The following is a 17,998-nucleotide window of genomic DNA, read 5'->3' on the forward strand; positions in this document are numbered from 1 at the left end:
TATGAAGTGGTGGTTCCCCAAGGTGCCGCTGCTGGCTGTAGCCCTTGAACCCATTGGTTCAAGGCGGGGAGCAATTGGTATCCGTCGTAGGCTTCCCGGTGCGTGCCGGGCTTGCTCATGACGGGCCAGTGATCCCCTTTTAATACAAGCATCGGCTCAGGGACATAAGCCTGCTGGCTAACACCCCAGGGAACCGCAGAAAAGGGTTACTGTATTGTCAAATTAGCGATTACGTTGCGAGCGCTGCTCGCTCATCGCCTGTTCAATTGTCGCCTGAAGCAGTTGAATTTTCTCTTCAAGCTTGGCCGTTTTGGCCGACTGTCATGACACAAGTTGAGTGCGGTCATCACGGCTATTTGTTCGACATTGGTCAGTTGGGTTCGTTCCTTGGTTTCTTCAAGGCGTCTGTTTAACGCATCTGCCGCTTGCTGCAACGCGCTTTCCTGACCCACAGGGCAGGCAACCTTATAGTTACGCTCCAGCAATTTAATATCCATGGTTTTCGCGGCCATTCAAAAGACTCCTTGCAACTGACTCATCAGCGTGAATAACTGCATTATGGCACGAGCGGCGGGCGTTTGTCAGCTAGCGATTATGTAAAGCCAGTGTTAGGATTAGGGCAAGATTCACAAAAGGCGAGAATTCATGTCCACACGCTTTAATTATGACCGTTTAGCCGAACTTTATGCTGGTTACGATATGACGCCAGGCGTTTCTGAAGTACAAGGCATGCTGACCGGCTTAATCGCAACAGGCAGCGACGCTCAAAGCGACGAACTCATGGCGATATTGTCAGACTTAGCCTACGACGGCCAAAGTATTCCAACCGAGCTTAAAAACTTATTACAGCAACAAGCGGAAGAAATTGAACATTCGCTGGGCGATCACGATTTGGGCTTTCGTTTACTGCTGCCGGAAGACGGCGAGCCATTGCCGGAGCGTCTAAATGCTTTAGCCGGTTGGGTGAATGCGTTTCTCGCAGGCTACGGTGTTAATCAGCAAAGTATGGCGACCTTAAGCGCTGACTTAAAAGAGGCCATAGAAGACATGGTCGAACTGGCAAAAATTGAGTTCACCGAAGAAGGTGGTGGCGAGGAAGAAGAACGCGCTTACTTTGAAATTGTCGAATATCTGCGTGTATCGGCCATGATGTGCTACACCGAGTTAGGCCGCAAAGAGCAGCCAGCCAACCAACCACCGAAAACACTGCATTAATTTATGACCGCCGTAATTTCCGTAGAAGAGTTTGCACAACGCCGGCAAGCGCTCATGAAGCGTTTGCCACTAGGCGCTGTTGCCATTATTGCCGGTAACAGCGAAGTCACGCGCAGTAACGACACCGAGTATCCGTTTCGGCAAAACAGTGACTTTTTCTATTTAACCGGCTTTGCCGAGCCCGATGCGGTGTTGGTACTTATTAATGACAAGCAACCGCATAGTTTGCTGTTCTGTCAGGACAAAGACCCACAACAGGAAGTATGGCATGGTTTGCGGTTGGGTTATGAAAATGCCGAGCAGGCATTGAGTGTCGATGTGGCGGAAGACGTAGACGCTTTTGAGGAACGACTGCCGGATGTACTGAAAGGTATGGACAGCGTGTTTTACCTTATGAGCGAACAACCCGAAGTCGGTGAGTTGATTCACGGTGCCCGTAACCAACTGCAGCAAGCCGCCCGTCGCAGCGGCGAATTACCGCCACAAAGTCTGCGCGATTTACGACCGCTATTAGACGACATGCGACTGATAAAGTCAGACGCTGAAATTGACGTTATGCGCGAGTCGGCGCGTATCAGCTACAGCGCGTTTCGTCGCATTATGCGTTTTGTGGCGCCCGGCAAACACGAATACCAAGTGGGTGCAGAACTGCATCATGAGTTTGCGATGAACGGGGCGCTGTACCCAGCTTATGGAATGATTTGCGGTGGTGGGGCCAATGCCTGCGTATTGCACTATACCGACAATAAAGACGTACTGAACGATGGCGATTTGATCCTCGTCGATGCCGGCGCTGAGTATCAGGGGTATGCTGCCGACATTACTCGTACTTTCCCCGTCAATGGCAAATTCAGTGACACGCAGCGCACCTTGTATGAGTTGGTATTAAAAGCACAGTACGCAGCGTTTGAAGAAATAAAGCCCGGCAGTAATTTGGTTAATGCCAGTAATGCCGCGGCTCGTGTCATTAACGACGGTTTAGTTGAACTGGGCATTATCGACGGTGATCCGGACACCACCTTTGAAGCCATGCGCTGGAAAACGTACTTTATTCACGGCTTAGGACACTGGCTGGGTCTCGATGTGCACGACATGGGACGCTACAAAGATGAAAACGGTAAACCCGTTGCTTTTGAACCGGGCATGGTGTTGACGGTCGAGCCGGGTATTTATATTCCGGAAGATGCCGACGTCGATGAGAAATGGCGTGGCATTGGCATTCGCATCGAAGATGACCTGGTGGTCACCGCCGAAGGTTATGAAAACCTGACCAGCGACGTGCCTAAAACCATAGAAGAGATAGAAGCATGGATGAACGGCAAATAACCTCTGCCGATATCGCCATTGTTGGCGGCGGTCTGGTTGGCGCATTAACCGGCATGATGCTGGCGCAACAGCGTCCGGACTGGCGTATTGTTATTTGCGAACCCCGCAAAGAAGGCCCACCCAACGACAAACGTATTATTGCGTTGGCGGCTGCATCGGCCCATCGTTTGTCTAAGCTGGGCGTGCTGAAGGATATTACCCACGAGCCCATAAAGCACATTCATATTTCTGACCGCGGTTTCATTGGCGGTACCGAACTGCATGCAGAGCACGAAGGCGTGGAAGCCTTGGGTAAAGTCGTGGCCGCGTCTGAGTTGGTAGAACGCTTATATAACAGCTGCCAGACGCTGGATAACGTTACCTGGTTAGGCGGCGTGCGTGCCGAGCGTATTGAACAAGAACAAGCGCAGGTAAACGTGACACTGGACAACCAACAGCGGGTGAATTGTCGGCTGCTGATTGGCGCCGACGGCCAAAACTCGCTAGTGCGTGAGCAGTTACGACTGAAGTCAGACGTGACGGATTACGGACAGTACGGTTGTATTGCCACGCTGACGCTTGAGCAGCCCCTCAATGGCTGGGCCTACGAACGTTTTACCGAAAATGGACCCATTGCCCTTTTACCTATGAAAGGAAACGACGCGTCGTTGGTGTGGAGCTTTACCGAAAAGCAGTTGGCCGAAGCGGAACAATGGACAGACTCTGAGTTTTTGGAGCGTTGCCAGAAAGCTTTTGGTTATCGAGCCGGGCGTTTTAAATCGGTGTCGCCACGCGTGTTTTATCCGCTGATTCTACGCCGGGCAAAACGCTCAACGCACCACCGAACGGTGATTATTGGTAATGCCTCTCACGCTTTGCACCCAATCGCCGGGCAAGGGTTTAACCTGGGGCTGCGTGACGTAGAGCAGCTTTGTGAGACCTTGAGCAATGCTACGGATCCGGGCGCATTCCAGAATCTGGCCGACTACGAACAACAACGCGAGCGCGACTACGAGTCTATTATCCGTTTAACCGATGGCTTAGTTAGAGGGTTCTCCAATCAGTTTTGGCCAACGATATTAGGACGGAACAGTGCGCTCATGTTGTTGCAGCATTGTAGCCCTCTAAAGTCGAGCTTTGCCCGACTGACCATGGGGATGAAACCATGACACGCAAATACACGGACATTGTTGTTGTTGGCGGCGGCATGATAGGCCTGAGCTTGGCCACCAAGCTGGCGCAACAGGGGCGGCAAGTCATTGTGATAGAACGCCACGACCAGCCCGAACTCACTGAAGAGCTGGCATTGCGGGTGAGCGCGTTAAACGACCGCAGTCGCAGTGTGCTTGCCGATTGTGATGCCTGGCAGAAAATACAGGCGCACCGCACCGGACCCTACAACAGCATGCAAGTGTGGGACAAAGACAGTTCTGCCCATATTGAATTTTCTGCCGAAGAAATTAACGCGGAAGATATTGGCGCTATTGTCGAGAACAACGTGGCCGAGCATTTTCTGTGGGAAAGCGCGGAGCAAGCTGGCGTAGACATTATTAAAACAGACAGTTGGAAATTACTGAGTGCAGGTGATGAAAGCGCTCCAGCAGAAATACAAGTGGGTGAGCAGTTACTTTCCGCCAACCTCATTATTGGCGCAGACGGCGGCCGCTCGCAGGTGCGCCAGTTTGCTGAGTTACCCATTAGCTTCTGGGACTACGAGCAGCGCGGCATTGTCGCCAACATTCGTACTGAACAGCCGCATAATGGCGTGGCACGACAAGTATTTTTACCGACAGGACCGCTGGCGCTGTTACCCACGCCCGACCCACATACTGTTTCTATTGTCTGGTCAGCGGACGAGCCGCTGGCGGTGGCGTTACTGAATGAAAGCCCGGAACGGTTCGCTAAACAGGTAGAAACCGAGTCAGGGCGAGTGCTGGGCGCATGTGAGTGCGTGTCTGACGTAAAAGCTTTCCCGCTTAGAATGCAGTACGCACGGCAGTGGTTTCATCAGCGCATTGTGTTGGCCGGCGACGCCGCGCACACCATTCATCCGCTTGCCGGGCAGGGCGCTAACTTGGGCTTTGGCGACGTGAAAGAGCTGTGCGAACAGTTGCAGGACATCGACTTAAAAGCACTTACCGATTTAACCAAACGCCTTGGCGCCTATCAGCGTTCCCGCAAAGCTGACACCCAAGTTATGATAGCTGCCATGGAGCTCTTCAAGCGCGGCTTTGGTACCGCTAACCCGGTGATAAAAGGACTGCGCGCCATCGCCTTTGGTGTGGCGAATAAATTGACGCTCTTAAAAAGAAAACTCGCTGAAATCGCTGTCGCCTGATGCTATTGCATCAGGTGCGATCTTTAAATTCGCGCTTTTAAGTAATCGGCCAGTTGAGAAGCCGCACTGGAAGCGCCGCCAGCCAGACGCATAATGACGTTTACTGATCCGGGGGTTGGTAGGCTTTGCCCATTCGCTAAAGCATCAATGACTGAGACACTCTCGGGTACGGTACTTTTGGCTAACACCGTTATACCCAGTCCACTATTCAACGCCGCGGTGAGCCCGGAGAAATCTGTATTGGTATAAGTAATTCGATAAGGCTGTCGAATGCGCTGCAAACTTTGCTCAGCCCGACGCCGGTAAATGCAGCCATCCGGCGCGACAACTAACGGCAAACTGGGCTGCTCAACCAATGCCGGCGAACCGACCCAAACCAGCTCCTCCCGCTGAATTAACACATCGCTTTTATTGGTCTGCTCGCGCAACGCCAGAATAATATCGAATTGCTGCCCGAGCCCGGAAAGTAAGTCTTTACTCAGCCCTGAAGTTACCTGCAACGTAACCTGTGGGTACACCTGGGCAAACTGGCCCAGTACTTTCGGTAATAAGCTAGACGCAAATTCACTGGTAATACCCAGGCGTACTTTACCGCTGACTTGCTGGGGCTCGAACTGAGCCCAGGCCTGATCATTGAGTGCCAGCATACGTTGTGCGTAGTCAAACAGAACGTCGCCGTCCGGGGTCAACGCAAAGCCATTGCCCTGGCGAACAAGCAACTCGACCCCAAGTTGCTCTTCCAGTTTTTTGAGTTGCAGACTGATAGCGGGCTGGGAGCGCCCCATGCGCTCGCCGGCCAGCGTCATGCTGCCTAACTCGACAACGGCGCTAAAACTGCGTAATGCCTCTAATGATAAATGTTTCATTGGTTTGCTTTATAAAGTGATTAGTTACTATTTGAAAAATTAATAGCATTATAAGCATTATTGATTTTAAGTTTAAGTCAATCACGCCTATAATTTGCGCCCATAAACACGCACATAAAGTGAACAGATAAGGAACGCGTTATGGGTAGCAAAACGCCACTGTACGATGCACACGTAAAAGCCGGTGCCAAAATGGTCGACTTTCATGGCTGGGACATGCCGCTGAACTATGGCTCACAGATTGAAGAACACCACGCGGTACGCCGCGACTGCGGTGTTTTCGATGTGTCGCACATGACCATTGTTGATGTTGAAGGCGCTCAGGCTCAGGCGTTTTTGCGTTACTTGCTTGCTAATGACGTGGCTAAGCTTAAAGCGGAAGGTAAAGCACAATACACCAGCATGCTGAACGAAAACGGCGGTGTTATTGATGACCTTATCGTGTATCACTTTTCTGAAACGTCTTATCGTATGGTTGTCAACTCAGCCACGCGTGACCGTGACTTAGCATGGATTGAAAAAGTCGCTGCCGATTTTGATGTCACCACGAAAGAACGTGACGATATGGGCATGCTTGCTTTGCAAGGCCCTAACGCTGCTGAGAAAATTCAAAAAGTACTTTCAAGCGAACAATACGCTGAAATTGACGGCATGAAACCATTCGTTGGTAAACAAGTGGGCGACTTTTTCATCGCGACCACCGGTTACACCGGCGAAAAAGGCTACGAAATTGTGGTTCCGGCTGACCAGCTTGAAGCGCTGTGGGATGCTCTGCTAAAAGCTGACGTCGCGCCTTGTGGACTGGGCGCACGTGATACCCTGCGCTTAGAAGCAGGAATGAACCTGTACGGTCAGGACATGGACGAAAATATCACACCATTAGAAGCTAACATGGGCTGGAGTGTGGCATTTGAGCCAGCAGACAGAGATTTTATTGGCCGTAAAGCACTAGAGCAGAAAAAAGCGGAAGGTCACGACAAGCTGGTAGGCTTGGTGATGGAAGAAAAAGGTGTGCTTCGTCACGGTCAAAAAGTGACCGTAGAGGGTGGCGAAGGTATCATCACTTCTGGTACATTCTCGCCTACACTTGGTTTCTCAGTCGCAATGGCGCGTGTACCTGCTTCAGTGGGTGATACGGCGGACGTTGAAATGCGTAAGAAACAAGTACCGGTGAAGGTCGTCAAACCGGGCTTCGTGCGAAACGGTCAATCTGTTTTATAATTCTGTTTCATCACAATAAACGATTTTGAACTACAGGAAGTCATTATGAGCAATATTCCAGCCGATCTGAAATACGCGTCAACTCACGAGTGGGTGCGCGACGAAGGTGATGGCACCTTTACCGTTGGTATCTCTGAGCACGCGCAAGAGCTGTTAGGAGACATGGTTTTCGTTGAGTTACCAGACGTTGGTGACAAAGTTGAAACAGGCGACGACATTGCTGTTGCTGAATCCGTAAAAGCGGCATCAGACATTTACGCACCAATGACAGGCGAAATTGTTGCAGTCAACGAAGACTTGGAAGACGCGCCAGAAACGGTTAATAACGACCCTTATGGCGACGGCTGGTTATTCCGTATTAAAGCGGATGACAGCAGTGAACTTGAAAATTTATTGGACGCGAACGCATACGAGGCTTCAATAGACGAAGACTAAGCCATTGGACTTTGTACCAATGACTAAGCGTCCTGAGCCCCGGAAATTAACCGGGGTTCGTTGTTTCTTACTATCGATAAATGTACGAGGCTGAGTTAAATGAGCAGTACTACCCTGACGCAATTAGAACACCACGATGAGTTCATCGGTCGCCACATTGGCCCAAGTGCTGAAGAGCAAAAAGCCATGTTGGCAGAGCTGGGTGTGGATTCTTTAGAAGCTTTAACCAAAGACACGGTGCCTGGCGCAATATTGCGCGAACCGTTCTTGCAAGTTGGTGAGCCGCAAACGGAACGTGAGGCGTTAGCTCGTCTGAAAACCATTGCTCAGAAAAACGAAATTTTCACCTCGTACATTGGTATGGGTTATTACGATACGGTCGTACCGAACGTTATTTTACGTAACGTGTTGGAAAACCCGGGTTGGTACACCGCGTACACGCCGTATCAACCAGAAATTGCGCAAGGTCGCTTAGAAGCGCTGCTGAACTTCCAGCAAATGACCATGGACTTAACCGGCCTGGATTTAGCCAGCGCGTCTTTGCTTGATGAAGCAACAGCAGCAGCGGAAGCCATGGCGATGGCCAAGCGCGTGTCTAAAAACAAGAAGTCTAACGCCTTCTTTATTGCCGACAATGTTTACCCACAGACCATCGACGTGGTGAAAACCCGAGCCGAGTACTATGGCTTTGACACTATTGTTGGTCCTGCACGTGAAGCATCCGACCATGATGTATTCGGTGCGTTACTGCAATACCCGGACAAGCAAGGCCAGTTGCACAACATTGAACAGTTAATTGGTGAGTTGCAGGAGAAAAAGGCCATTGTCGCCGTTGCTTCTGACTTAATGAGCCTGTTAATGCTGAAGTCTCCGGGTGAAATGGGCGCTGATATGGTGTTTGGTAACGCACAACGCTTTGGTGTACCGATGGGCTACGGTGGTCCTCACGCGGCATTCTTTGCTACTCGTGACAAATTTAAGCGTTCACTGCCTGGCCGTATCATTGGTGTTTCTAAAGACTCTCGTGGACGTCCTGCGTTGCGTATGGCCATGCAGACGCGTGAGCAACACATACGCCGCGAAAAAGCCAACTCAAACATTTGTACCGCGCAGGTGCTGCTGGCAAACATGGCGTCTTTCTACGCTGTGTATCACGGTCCACAAGGCTTGCGCCGTATTGCTAACCGCATTCACCGTCTGACTGACATTGTCGCGTTAGGTATGCAGGACAAAGGCGTGAAGCTGGTGAACAGCCACTGGTTTGACACCTTAACCTTTGAAATGAAAGACAACGCAACCGACGTGTTAGCGCGCTCAAAAGCAGCGGGTATTAACCTGCGCGTTGACGGCGAAGGCGTATTTGGCGTTAGCTTAGATGAAGCGAAAACGCGTGACGACGTTGAAACGCTGTTTAACGTGTTGTTTGGTGAGAATCATGGTCTGGACATTGACGTACTGGACAGCCGTGTTGCGGGCGGAGATGTCGAGTCGATTCCTGCGGCGTTGGTACGTCAGTCAGACTACTTACAGCACCCGGTATTCAACGAGTATCACTCAGAAACCGAAATGCTGCGTTACATTAAAAAGCTTGAAAACAAAGATTTAGCCCTGAATCACTCCATGATTTCATTGGGCTCTTGCACCATGAAACTGAATGCGACTGCTGAAATGATTCCGGTCACCTGGCCTGAGTTTGGTCAGTTGCATCCGTTCTGCCCGGTAGAACAGGCACAAGGCTACCAGGAGTTGGTCGGCACATTGTCTGAATGGCTATTGGACATTACTGGTTACGACGCCATGTCGATGCAGCCGAACTCGGGTGCACAAGGCGAATACGCTGGCTTGCTGGCTATTCAGAAGTACCATGAGAGCCGCAATGAAGGGCACCGCAATATCTGCTTAATTCCAAGCTCTGCGCACGGGACTAACCCAGCTTCTGCGCAAATGATTAACATGAAAGTGGTGGTGGTCGACTGTGACAAACACGGCAACGTGGACATGGACGACTTAAAAGCCAAGGCCGAAGAAGCGGGCGATAACCTGTCGTGCATTATGGTGACTTACCCGTCAACGCACGGTGTTTACGAAGAAGGCATTAAAGACATTTGTGATCTGGTTCACAGCTACGGCGGTCAGGTTTACATGGACGGTGCCAACATGAACGCACAGGTTGGCGTAACCTCACCGGGTTACATTGGCTCGGACGTATCGCACCTGAACTTGCACAAAACCTTCTGTATTCCACACGGTGGCGGTGGCCCGGGTATGGGGCCTATTGGTGTGAAGCAGCACTTAGCTGAGTTCCTGCCGAACCACTCGGTGATTAATATCGACGGTCCTAAAGCAGGCAACGGCGCGGTATCTGCTGCGCAGTTTGGTAGTGCCAGCATTCTGACCATTTCATGGATGTACATTGCCATGATGGGCGGACGCGGCTTACGTGAAGCGTCAGAAACCGCTATTTTGAACGCCAACTATGTTGCTGAGAAGCTGAGTAAGCACTTCAAAATTCTGTATCGTGGCCGCAACAACCGTGTCGCGCACGAGTGCATTATCGACTTGCGTCCAATGAAAGACGCCGCCGGTATTGCCGAAATTGACGTGGCTAAGCGCCTGCAGGACTACGGTTTCCACTCACCAACCATGAGCTTCCCAGTAGCGGGTACCATTATGGTTGAGCCAACCGAGTCTGAGTCTAAAGCCGAGCTGGATCGCTTTATTGAAGCGCTGGTGAGCATTAAAGCCGAAGCCGATAAAGTAGCATCTGGCGACTGGCCGAAAGATAACAACCCACTGGTGAATGCACCGCATACATTGGCCGACATTACCGACGCCGAATGGGACCGCCCATACGACCGTCAAACAGCAACCTACCCGGTTGAAGCCGTTGGTTACGACAAGTTCTGGCCAACCGTTAACCGTATTGACGACGTATTTGGTGACCGTAACCTGATGTGCTCATGCCCGAGCATTGAAGAGTATCGGTAAGCTTTGTGATGTAGCCTGACGTTCCACGTCAGGTGGGATGTCTCACCGAGGTGAATATGGAGCCCGCTTTTTAGCGGGCTTTTTACTCTTTTTAAAGGCCATACTTAAGTCTCAGTACTAACTGGAGATTAATCATGGCAGTTCAACAAGCATATCCGTGGAATAAAAATCGAATTATAGGACAGAAAAAGCCACTCCAGATATCCCATATCTGGGGCATTCGCATACGCCTTGAACTTGAAGGGAAAGCAAGAGATTTGGCTCTTTTCAATCTAGGGTTAGATAGCAAGCTTAGGGGTTGTGATTTAGTAAAACTGAAAGTATCGGATGTTTCGTGTGGCCGTTCGCTGCTTACCAGGACTCATGTTGTGCAGCAGAAGACAGGTTGTCCAGTACAGTTCGAGATAACTCAAGGAACTAGAGATTCGCTATCCGCTTGGATCAGGCAAGCGAATCTATCAGAATCAGATTATTTATTTAGATCGAGAGTTACTGATGCAGAACATATCTCGACCCGCCAGTACAACCGGATATTTCATGGCTGGATCGAGAAACTAGGATTGGACAGTTCGCTGTACAGCACTCATTCAATGCGAAGGACCAAGCCATATCTTATCTATAAGAAAACTAAGAACCTCAGAGTTATCCAACTTTTATTAGGCCACAAAAAGTTGGAAAGCACTGTACGCTACCTCGGAATTGAAGTGGATGACGCGCTTGATATTTCTGAGTCAATTGAGGTCTAACTGTTAGTGGGCTGCTACGGCAGCCCTGTGCCAACAGCGGACGTTGAATTTATTCGTGGCATAGGAGAACTCATCAATTATTCATGTGTTTTTTGCTCAACTATGATTGCTGTTATTTGAGTATTTCCAATATTTGAGACTTGATGCTGCCACGGCTCGTGCCACATAACATGACCATCGGGTACTGTTAACTTCATTTCGCCCGTGCTCGTTGTGATCTTAAGCTCGCCTCCTTTCTCAAAATATACTGTTTCGGCGCGATGAAAGTGCCATTCATCACTCTCTCCAGCATCTAGATCCATTTTTAGGACGAGCACGCTGTCATTATCCAACAGCACCGAATATTGCTCAGGGGAAGCGATATGAGCCGGTAGTCCATCGTTTGCCGAAGCAGGGTACGACATTAAACTGACTAAACTTATTACAGCTATTATGAGTTTCATTTATTCAGCCTCGTTGTGCATACCGCGAATGGGGTAGCTATTACTTGGATCTTTTATCCAGGCGAGCCCCTTAACTAACGTGGCTAATTCCGGCCGAACAAATGGATTATTAGATATATCGACAACCTGTACTTGGTTATCGCCATTTATTACAAAAAGTGCTGGCTCCGAAAATGCATGATCGGTCTCTTCGGGTGAGCGTGGGTCGGAGATATAAGTCCCCAACGCCTTCATTTGTTCAATTGAAAGCCCGTAAGCGACAGGAAAATTAATATCTAAACTCTCCATGTGCATCTCAAGTTGAGCTTTGCTGTCTCCCGATACGGCAATTACGTCGACGCCGATGTCATTTAGCTTGTCAATAAAGCATGGAAGTTCGTTGAGGTACTTGGTGCACATTGGACAGTGCTCTCCCCGATAGACAACAACAAGCCGCCAGTCATATTCCGCGGCAGGTTTACCAATATCAACAGTATCTCCACTCAATGTTGCTAGCTTGAGTGATGGAAACGCAGCGCCGGGATGAATTTTTTGAGTGTAAAAGGACATGCTAAAATCTCCTTAAAAGTTTTTATCTAGGTGTTCTTCGAAACGTTTAAAGTACTTTTCTGGTTCTGCATTCTTCATCACGTCATACGCCATAAATGTTGGCATGGGCGTCATGTCAAAAAACTTAAAATTCATATGCATCGGAAACATCAAATCATCTACGCCTTTTCCCTCAAAAAATTCCGTAGGGTCATTGAAACTCTCAGCTGGCGCATTTGCTGTTAAAGATAGCATGTACTTGGTTCCTGTAAGCGTGCCTCCTCGACCATAATTCTTCTTTGGAGCGTCCTCGCTCCGACCATCACCATTACACATAGCGCCACCCATGCCGGCGGTATACACATCGTCCATATATTTTTTAAACGACCATGGTACACCCATCCAGTTAACAGGCGACTGCAGCAAAACGAAATCTGCCCAGTTATGGTTCTCTAACGCCTCGTCAACGTCATATCCCTCTGATGGTTTGACTGTTTTTACCGTGTAGCCTTTAGCTTTAAGGTGTTTTTCCGCGATGCTGATCAGCGCTTGATTAAAGTTTCCTTCAGCAAACGGATAGTATTGATGTGCGTTAATAATTAAAACATTGCCCATGAGTTGCTCCTAAAAGCACTGTTAAGTTGTAAATGATTTTGAATATAATATTGTCTAGAAAACTAAAATCAACTAGTATACTTTTAGTAACCTACCTTAAGGAGGCCGTACAACGAATGGAAAGCTCAGTACAAACAGACAGTAAAGGCAAAAAAACCGTGATAAAGCCTTGTTTAGAACCTTGTGCTATCGAGAAAGGCATGCGGTTAATTGGTGGTAAGTGGACTGGCTCTATTCTTTACCATTTAAAAGACGAGCCTGTTAGGTTTAATGATCTTGCCAGGATGCTGGGAGGCGCGAGCAAAAAGATGATTGACCAACGACTAAAAGAGCTTGAGGGAAAAGGCATGGTGATCCGTACTGTCCTAAATGAACGCCCAATAGCTGTTACATATCAGCTAACCGAGTTTGGAGCCAGCGCACTGAGTATTCTTGAGCAGGTTAGACTTTGGTCTGAGTCAAATAAGTTAGAAGCTTAGATCTGAGATAAACAGCTTATTGACTAGTCCGCAATTCGCTCTTAGCGGACCGACGGTTTCTAGCTCAATAGGTACCTAAAACGCTGAGTTTAAATGCGCTTACTAACCAATGCATAAGAGCTATCCGACGCTCGTACATCATAAATTGGAATACTGTCTATAAAAGACTCTATAAGTGTAGTTCTTACTTTTTCCTCACATCTTGGGCCTAGAGAAATTGCTTTAAGGCTCAGTGTGTCAAAAGGCAAAAGCTTATTTGAAGCTCCTTCTATAGAAATTCTGAACTCGTTTTCCATTCTCCAAGCTTCAGATTTTGTGAATAAATACGGCTTGAATATTTTTTGTAGCATTATTCTTTCACGTTCTTTCTCACTGCTCGATTTCGATAAAGCCAAGAAGAAACGCCAAACATCAATTTTAGGTCGTGTTTTTTGGTAGGAAATTGATCGGCTGACACGGGCAAGTTCTTTTCGGCTAGACTCCAGGTTTGAAGTGTCGATACTCTCGATTAAAGCATTTTTATCGAACTCTAACCTTACGCCCGACGCTTTATTCGTATACAAGCTCCACATCAGCTTTTCATGGGCTAAACCTTCAGAAGAGCCATTTGGCTGAACGAAACAGCATACTCCGCTGGATTCCATATTCTGCCGCATTAAATCGAAGTATAATGTTTTTAGCTGTTCTCTATGAACCTGAGCATACTTTTCAATACCCATTTTAGAGATTCGTTTTAGCAATTCTCGTTCTGCTTCTGCTGGAGTTATGCCATAGGATAGGCTTAACATGCCTCGAACAACACCTATTAGTTGGTTTGTCCGTGCTTTATCAAGACCTCTCCCATCCAAGACTGGGGAAACTTCAAAGGGATCATTAAGCTGGTTGGGGGCTTTAAAAAACAATAACCCATTAATGAGGTCTTGAGCGAACTGATAATCTGGCTCATCGCCATTATATTGCACTAAGTCTAAAAACCTAACTATTCTCTCCACTGTCTTTTATTTCCTTATATGAGAGCGCATCTCTTTAATCAGTATAGGTAAATGTATTGGCAGGTTAAACTTCCGTAGTAATAGGGTAGACCACAGGATGCTTTGAGCGAGGAGCAGACATTGAAGTTTTTACTATTCCTGAAAATCCTCTTAAGAGCTAATACCAAGTAGATGTTGAAGTACTATAAAAAAGCCCCAACACATAATTGCTGGGGCAACATACCGTTCCAGGGAGCGGAAAGGTAAAACTTAACGCTGTTGTTCTTGTTTTAAATCGCCGAGACGAGGCGACAGCGAGGTTGATGTATTTCCATATTCATCAAAAACCATAGTTGTGTAGATAAGAGCGGCGATGCTAAGAGCAATCGAGAAACTCCCTGTAATACCCAGCCACTTAGCAGTATTTGGGTCTCTCTTCTGTGTTCTTAGGTAATGCATTCGCATCCCACCAAGCACCAGTCCGGTCAACATTAATCCAAATACCGCGTAAATTATCTTGACGGTTAGACCTGATACGTTACCACTGGCGAAGTTACCAAAATGCAGAGGATCGGCCGTGTCTGCAATTCGGGCAATCACATCCAGGTCGCTGGCGTACTGAGTGCTAACGACTTCAGCAGTTATAGGATCTAGGTACACCCGATTTGCACGGTCGCGGACTAGAACAGAGTCATTCTGCCCCACAAATGACATAACTTGGTTGTGCCGATGAGGGTAGTAAAAACCGGTAATGTCCATGTCAGGACGAGCAGATTGAGCAGCTTTTACGAGCTCTGTTAACGAACGTGCTGACCGTTCTTTCTCTGTTTGAGTATGGCTAATTTGGGGGGCAGAGGGGTAGTGCGCGACATTGGTATCGAACATAACTTGCTCAGCCAAATACCAAAGGCCAGTCACTGCCATTACCGCTATTAACCACCACGCCCATAGTCCCATCCATTTGTGCCACGATGACCAGTCAGTTCGTTTCTTCCAGGTGAGTTGACCCGGATTCGTTAAAAAGCCCCGCCACCATTTTCGATAGACATAAAAACTCGACACGAGGGAGATAAGCAGAAGGATACTGGTTAGGGTCACAATGTACTTGCCAACACCACCGATGGATAAGTACATATGAATATCGCGTAAATAGCGCGATAATTGCCCCCAGCCGCCTTCACCTAGGAGCGTGCCGGACCCAGGATCGAAGAAAACAAACTGAAAGCCGTCAGGGGTCATCAACCTCACTTCACCGGCAAGATAGGGTTGTTGGTGTACATTACCACCGAGAATGTGACTCTCTGGATAGGCAACAGCCAGATTGGACTCGAGCTCAGACCACGCTACGGGTCCTTCCCGAATTTCAAGTGCCCGGTACTTATCGTCACTCAAATATTGGATTTCGTAGCTGAGCGTCGCTAGCACGCCTGTAAAACAGACCAAAAATAATAGGCCGGCAAAGGCAAAGCCGGCCCATGAATGGAGTGTAAACCATTGACGATTAGTCATGTTTTTACTCGATTAAAAACGATATTTGATACTAGCGTAGACACGACGTGGTTCGCCCGGGAAGTGGCCGGTTCTGCTCAAGAAGCCACTCGATGCGTATTCCTTATCGAATAAGTTTTTCACATTGACCTGAAGTAGCCATTGATCAAACTCAGTTTGCCAGCTGATATCAAACACAGTGTATGGTTTAACACGTTGGCCCGAGAAACTGATTTGCTCACTGACATAGTCTAATCCGCCACTGATGGCAGAGTTCAACATAGGCAAATCATAACGAGTCCAAACACCTAACTGATGAAGTGGCGCGTTGACAAACCGGTCACCCACTGAGTTTCTAATACTGCCATTGGGTGATGTTTCTGCTACGCGAGCATCGTTGTAGGCATAGTTGGTGTTCAATACCCAGTTGTCAGTAAGGTCACCTAACACATCGATTTCGAACCCACGGCTGCGTACTTTACCCACATTGCCCAAAATCGTGCGCCCGTCGTCGCTTACCCTGTCGGTCGCCTGAAGGATGTTCTCACGGTTGATTTCATACACTGCTGTGTTAACGCGAACGGCGTCATCCATCAATGACCAACGCGCGCCAATCTCAGCGATATCTGACTGTTCAGGCTCAAAAGGTCCACCCACTGCCGGGTCCTGACTTCCTGCTGATTGAGGTAAAAAGCCGGTTCCATAAAGCGCGTATGCGCGAACCCATTCAGTAAATTCGTAAGTACCACCTACACGATACGTCAAGTCACCGTCATCAAATGTGGTAGCACCTGACTCATCCTCAAATTGGTCGTAACGCAAGCCGACTAATAGGTTAGCTTTTTCGTTAAACTTAATTTGGTCCTGCAGGTAAAAGCCGTCACGCTGACTTGCAGATTCTCTAGGTGTAGCTGAGCTCAAGTCGGTAGAGTACGGACCAGAGGTCAAGCCATATTGTGGGTCATTAATTTCTAAAAACGGTACCTCACCCGGATTGGCGTATGAGCCAATGAATAAGTTTTCGGCTGTGTACGTTTCTGCGCCCATAAGGAGAGTATGCTCAAGATTGGCAATCTCAAGTTCACCGATAAGGTTGGCGGTAACGCTTGTTGCTTCGTTCTCACGATATTGGTTACGGAACTGGCGCGCAGTGTAAACGGCATCAGCGGGATTACTAACGGGCGCAAAATTTTCATCCACTAAACCACGAGGCTCGTGATAGTTTTGGATCTCGGTGTTGTCGTAGTGACGAACGGTCAAATCGCCTCGCCAATTGAGAGAGAAGTCGTGGTTAACGCGAGCTTGGTAAACCGTGGCTTTTAAATCTTGAAAATCGGTAGCTTCGTTATGGTTCCATTCGCGCTCAGTTACGAAGTTGCCATTATCATCAACAGGCACCCCGCGAAGGCGAGCTCCTTGATAGTCTTGTTGGTAATCAGTCAGCTGCAAAATAACTTCACTGCTACTTCCAAAATCAAACGCGTAGCCTAAGTCTAGGACATTATTCGTTTGTTCCGTGTTATAACGAAAAGGTTGTTCGTTATCGTAATAGTAAGCAGCTCGATAACGCTGGCTCGCATCTTCGGTTAAAGGCCCACTTAGCTCAACAGAGCCACGCCGATAATCGTAATTGCCTAACGCTAACTCTATAGAACGCTCAGATGTCGCGGTTGGCTTTTTAGTTACATAGTTAATAATGCCGCCCGGTTGACCGCTACCGAACATTGCCCCGCTTGGGCCTTTTAAGACCTGAATTTGTTCGATATTGAATAGCTGAGGGACCGAAAAGCCGTTGAATGGATCACCTCGAACACCATCATAAAGGATTTCGTCTTGCCGGAAGCCGCGGAAGGTAACACCCGAGTAACTGAATGAATTCACGCCACTGATACTGCGGTACAAGTCGGTGATTTGACGTGCGGCTTGATCATTAATCAACTCTTCGGTTAATACCTGGACACTTTGCGGTATTTCTTCGATTGGCGTATTCGTTCGAGTTGCGACACTGCTCTCATTCTGGCGATATAACGTTTGCGCACGACCTTTTACATTAATGCGCTCCATTTGCTCTGAGGTTCGACTCTCGTTGTCAGCGCTCTGCTCGTCTTGTTGTGCTAGAGCTGGAGCCGAAGTGAGACCCGCTAACGCAAGTGCGAGATAGCATTTTGATAGTTTCATTTGTGATCCCCTGTTAAAATTCTGCGGCGATCATAAATAAGAATGATTTGCATTACAATATTAATTTGAAAACATTTTTTAGTAAATCGAAACTGATTAGGCTTGATAGGTATTAGGGCAAGTAATTAGCTGTAGAACTTCTCTAAGTTATTGAACTAACCTTAAAACAATCTACGTCCGCT

General features: G+C 48.3%; 17 protein-coding genes and 1 other RNA gene. 9 read left to right on the forward strand and 9 right to left on the reverse strand.

Annotated features, from left to right (window positions below):
* Positions 1-10: 10 nt before the first annotated feature.
* Positions 11-195: non-coding RNA, 6S RNA (gene ssrS, locus CEW91_RS02650), on the reverse strand.
* A gap of 56 nt (positions 196-251) precedes the next feature.
* The gene (locus CEW91_RS02655; RefSeq protein ID WP_232507013.1) at positions 252-512 is read right to left on the reverse strand and encodes a cell division protein ZapA; all 261 of its coding nucleotides are present in this window, start codon (positions 510-512) and stop codon (positions 252-254) included.
* A gap of 133 nt (positions 513-645) precedes the next feature.
* Between CEW91_RS02655 and CEW91_RS02660 the strand changes: the two genes are divergently transcribed.
* The 4 genes from CEW91_RS02660 to CEW91_RS02675 are packed head-to-tail and all read left to right on the forward strand — an operon-like array spanning position 646 to position 4,858.
* A complete protein-coding gene (locus CEW91_RS02660) occupies positions 646-1,215 on the forward strand; it encodes a UPF0149 family protein (RefSeq protein ID WP_088767551.1) in 570 nt (189 codons plus the stop codon).
* 3 nt (positions 1,216-1,218) lie between these two features.
* Complete coding sequence (pepP, locus tag CEW91_RS02665; RefSeq protein ID WP_088767552.1) at positions 1,219-2,541, forward strand: Xaa-Pro aminopeptidase; 1,323 nt, start codon at positions 1,219-1,221, stop codon at positions 2,539-2,541.
* Positions 2,523-3,689 (forward strand): 2-octaprenyl-6-methoxyphenyl hydroxylase, encoded by a 1,167-nt coding sequence (gene ubiH, locus CEW91_RS02670; RefSeq protein ID WP_088767553.1) that lies wholly within the window; start codon positions 2,523-2,525, stop codon positions 3,687-3,689. Before pepP ends, ubiH begins: the two co-directional genes overlap by 19 nt.
* Positions 3,686-4,858, forward strand: coding sequence for an FAD-dependent oxidoreductase (locus CEW91_RS02675; RefSeq protein ID WP_088767554.1), 1,173 nt, complete (start codon positions 3,686-3,688; stop codon positions 4,856-4,858). Before ubiH ends, CEW91_RS02675 begins: the two co-directional genes overlap by 4 nt.
* Before the next feature lie 23 nt (positions 4,859-4,881).
* Here CEW91_RS02675 and CEW91_RS02680 read toward each other — a convergent pair whose 3' ends face one another.
* Positions 4,882-5,724, reverse strand: coding sequence for a LysR family transcriptional regulator (locus tag CEW91_RS02680; protein WP_088767555.1), 843 nt, complete (start codon positions 5,722-5,724; stop codon positions 4,882-4,884).
* Between the two features lie 141 nt (positions 5,725-5,865).
* Here CEW91_RS02680 and gcvT point away from each other — a divergent pair, with 141 nt between their 5' ends.
* The 4 genes from gcvT (at position 5,866) to CEW91_RS02700 (ending at position 11,114) form a co-directional block, all read left to right on the forward strand.
* A complete protein-coding gene (gene gcvT, locus CEW91_RS02685) occupies positions 5,866-6,945 on the forward strand; it encodes a glycine cleavage system aminomethyltransferase GcvT (RefSeq protein WP_088767556.1) in 1,080 nt (359 codons plus the stop codon).
* A gap of 45 nt (positions 6,946-6,990) precedes the next feature.
* Complete coding sequence (gene gcvH / locus CEW91_RS02690) at positions 6,991-7,380, forward strand: glycine cleavage system protein GcvH (RefSeq protein WP_088767557.1); 390 nt, start codon at positions 6,991-6,993, stop codon at positions 7,378-7,380.
* A gap of 99 nt (positions 7,381-7,479) precedes the next feature.
* Entirely contained in the window at positions 7,480-10,368 is a 2,889-nt protein-coding gene (gene gcvP, locus CEW91_RS02695) for an aminomethyl-transferring glycine dehydrogenase (RefSeq protein ID WP_088767558.1), read from the forward strand.
* Between the two features lie 134 nt (positions 10,369-10,502).
* Complete coding sequence (locus CEW91_RS02700; RefSeq protein WP_088767559.1) at positions 10,503-11,114, forward strand: tyrosine-type recombinase/integrase; 612 nt, start codon at positions 10,503-10,505, stop codon at positions 11,112-11,114.
* 77 nt (positions 11,115-11,191) lie between these two features.
* On the opposite strand, the gene CEW91_RS02705 is transcribed toward CEW91_RS02700, so the two are convergent.
* From CEW91_RS02705 to CEW91_RS02715, 3 genes are read right to left on the reverse strand one after another with little or no spacing between them, the layout of a single operon-like run.
* Positions 11,192-11,557, reverse strand: a complete 366-nt coding sequence (locus tag CEW91_RS02705; RefSeq protein ID WP_088767560.1) for a hypothetical protein — start codon at positions 11,555-11,557, stop codon at positions 11,192-11,194.
* A complete protein-coding gene (locus CEW91_RS02710) occupies positions 11,558-12,106 on the reverse strand; it encodes a redoxin domain-containing protein (RefSeq protein ID WP_088767561.1) in 549 nt (182 codons plus the stop codon).
* A 12-nt stretch (positions 12,107-12,118) separates the two neighbouring features.
* Complete coding sequence (locus CEW91_RS02715) at positions 12,119-12,700, reverse strand: NAD(P)H-dependent oxidoreductase (RefSeq protein ID WP_088767562.1); 582 nt, start codon at positions 12,698-12,700, stop codon at positions 12,119-12,121.
* 116 nt (positions 12,701-12,816) lie between these two features.
* Between CEW91_RS02715 and CEW91_RS02720 the strand changes: the two genes are divergently transcribed.
* Positions 12,817-13,179: a winged helix-turn-helix transcriptional regulator gene (locus CEW91_RS02720; RefSeq protein WP_088767563.1), complete on the forward strand. Its 363-nt coding sequence runs from the start codon at positions 12,817-12,819 to the stop codon at positions 13,177-13,179.
* An 89-nt stretch (positions 13,180-13,268) separates the two neighbouring features.
* On the opposite strand, the gene CEW91_RS02725 is transcribed toward CEW91_RS02720, so the two are convergent.
* From CEW91_RS02725 to CEW91_RS02735, 3 genes are all read right to left on the reverse strand, one after another.
* The gene (locus CEW91_RS02725) at positions 13,269-14,171 is read right to left on the reverse strand and encodes a DUF2971 domain-containing protein (protein ID WP_088767564.1); all 903 of its coding nucleotides are present in this window, start codon (positions 14,169-14,171) and stop codon (positions 13,269-13,271) included.
* A gap of 249 nt (positions 14,172-14,420) precedes the next feature.
* Positions 14,421-15,659 (reverse strand): PepSY-associated TM helix domain-containing protein, encoded by a 1,239-nt coding sequence (locus tag CEW91_RS02730; RefSeq protein ID WP_088767565.1) that lies wholly within the window; start codon positions 15,657-15,659, stop codon positions 14,421-14,423.
* A 12-nt stretch (positions 15,660-15,671) separates the two neighbouring features.
* Positions 15,672-17,816, reverse strand: a complete 2,145-nt coding sequence (locus tag CEW91_RS02735; RefSeq protein WP_088767566.1) for a TonB-dependent siderophore receptor — start codon at positions 17,814-17,816, stop codon at positions 15,672-15,674.
* Positions 17,817-17,998: the final 182 nt, after the last annotated feature.

Source organism: Idiomarina piscisalsi, from assembly GCF_002211765.1.
GTDB classification, from domain to species: Bacteria; Pseudomonadota; Gammaproteobacteria; order Enterobacterales; family Alteromonadaceae; genus Idiomarina; species Idiomarina piscisalsi_A.

Bases quoted from the DNA above. Each gene is read 5' to 3' on its own strand.
- CEW91_RS02735 (WP_088767566.1), bottom strand. From the start codon at position 17,816: ATGAAACTATCAAAATGCTATCTCGCACTTGCGTTAGCGGGTCTCACT.
- CEW91_RS02715 (WP_088767562.1), bottom strand. From the start codon at position 12,700: ATGGGCAATGTTTTAATTATTAACGCACATCAATACTATCCGTTTGCT.
- CEW91_RS02710 (WP_088767561.1), bottom strand. From the start codon at position 12,106: ATGTCCTTTTACACTCAAAAAATTCATCCCGGCGCTGCGTTTCCATCA.
- CEW91_RS02700 (WP_088767559.1), top strand. From the start codon at position 10,503: ATGGCAGTTCAACAAGCATATCCGTGGAATAAAAATCGAATTATAGGA.
- CEW91_RS02720 (WP_088767563.1), top strand. From the start codon at position 12,817: ATGGAAAGCTCAGTACAAACAGACAGTAAAGGCAAAAAAACCGTGATA.
- CEW91_RS02730 (WP_088767565.1), bottom strand. From the start codon at position 15,659: ATGACTAATCGTCAATGGTTTACACTCCATTCATGGGCCGGCTTTGCC.
- CEW91_RS02675 (WP_088767554.1), top strand. From the start codon at position 3,686: ATGACACGCAAATACACGGACATTGTTGTTGTTGGCGGCGGCATGATA.
- ubiH (WP_088767553.1), top strand. From the start codon at position 2,523: ATGGATGAACGGCAAATAACCTCTGCCGATATCGCCATTGTTGGCGGC.
- CEW91_RS02705 (WP_088767560.1), bottom strand. From the start codon at position 11,557: ATGAAACTCATAATAGCTGTAATAAGTTTAGTCAGTTTAATGTCGTAC.
- CEW91_RS02655 (WP_232507013.1), bottom strand. From the start codon at position 512: ATGGCCGCGAAAACCATGGATATTAAATTGCTGGAGCGTAACTATAAG.
- CEW91_RS02680 (WP_088767555.1), bottom strand. From the start codon at position 5,724: ATGAAACATTTATCATTAGAGGCATTACGCAGTTTTAGCGCCGTTGTC.
- gcvP (WP_088767558.1), top strand. From the start codon at position 7,480: ATGAGCAGTACTACCCTGACGCAATTAGAACACCACGATGAGTTCATC.
- pepP (WP_088767552.1), top strand. From the start codon at position 1,219: ATGACCGCCGTAATTTCCGTAGAAGAGTTTGCACAACGCCGGCAAGCG.
- gcvT (WP_088767556.1), top strand. From the start codon at position 5,866: ATGGGTAGCAAAACGCCACTGTACGATGCACACGTAAAAGCCGGTGCC.
- gcvH (WP_088767557.1), top strand. From the start codon at position 6,991: ATGAGCAATATTCCAGCCGATCTGAAATACGCGTCAACTCACGAGTGG.
- CEW91_RS02660 (WP_088767551.1), top strand. From the start codon at position 646: ATGTCCACACGCTTTAATTATGACCGTTTAGCCGAACTTTATGCTGGT.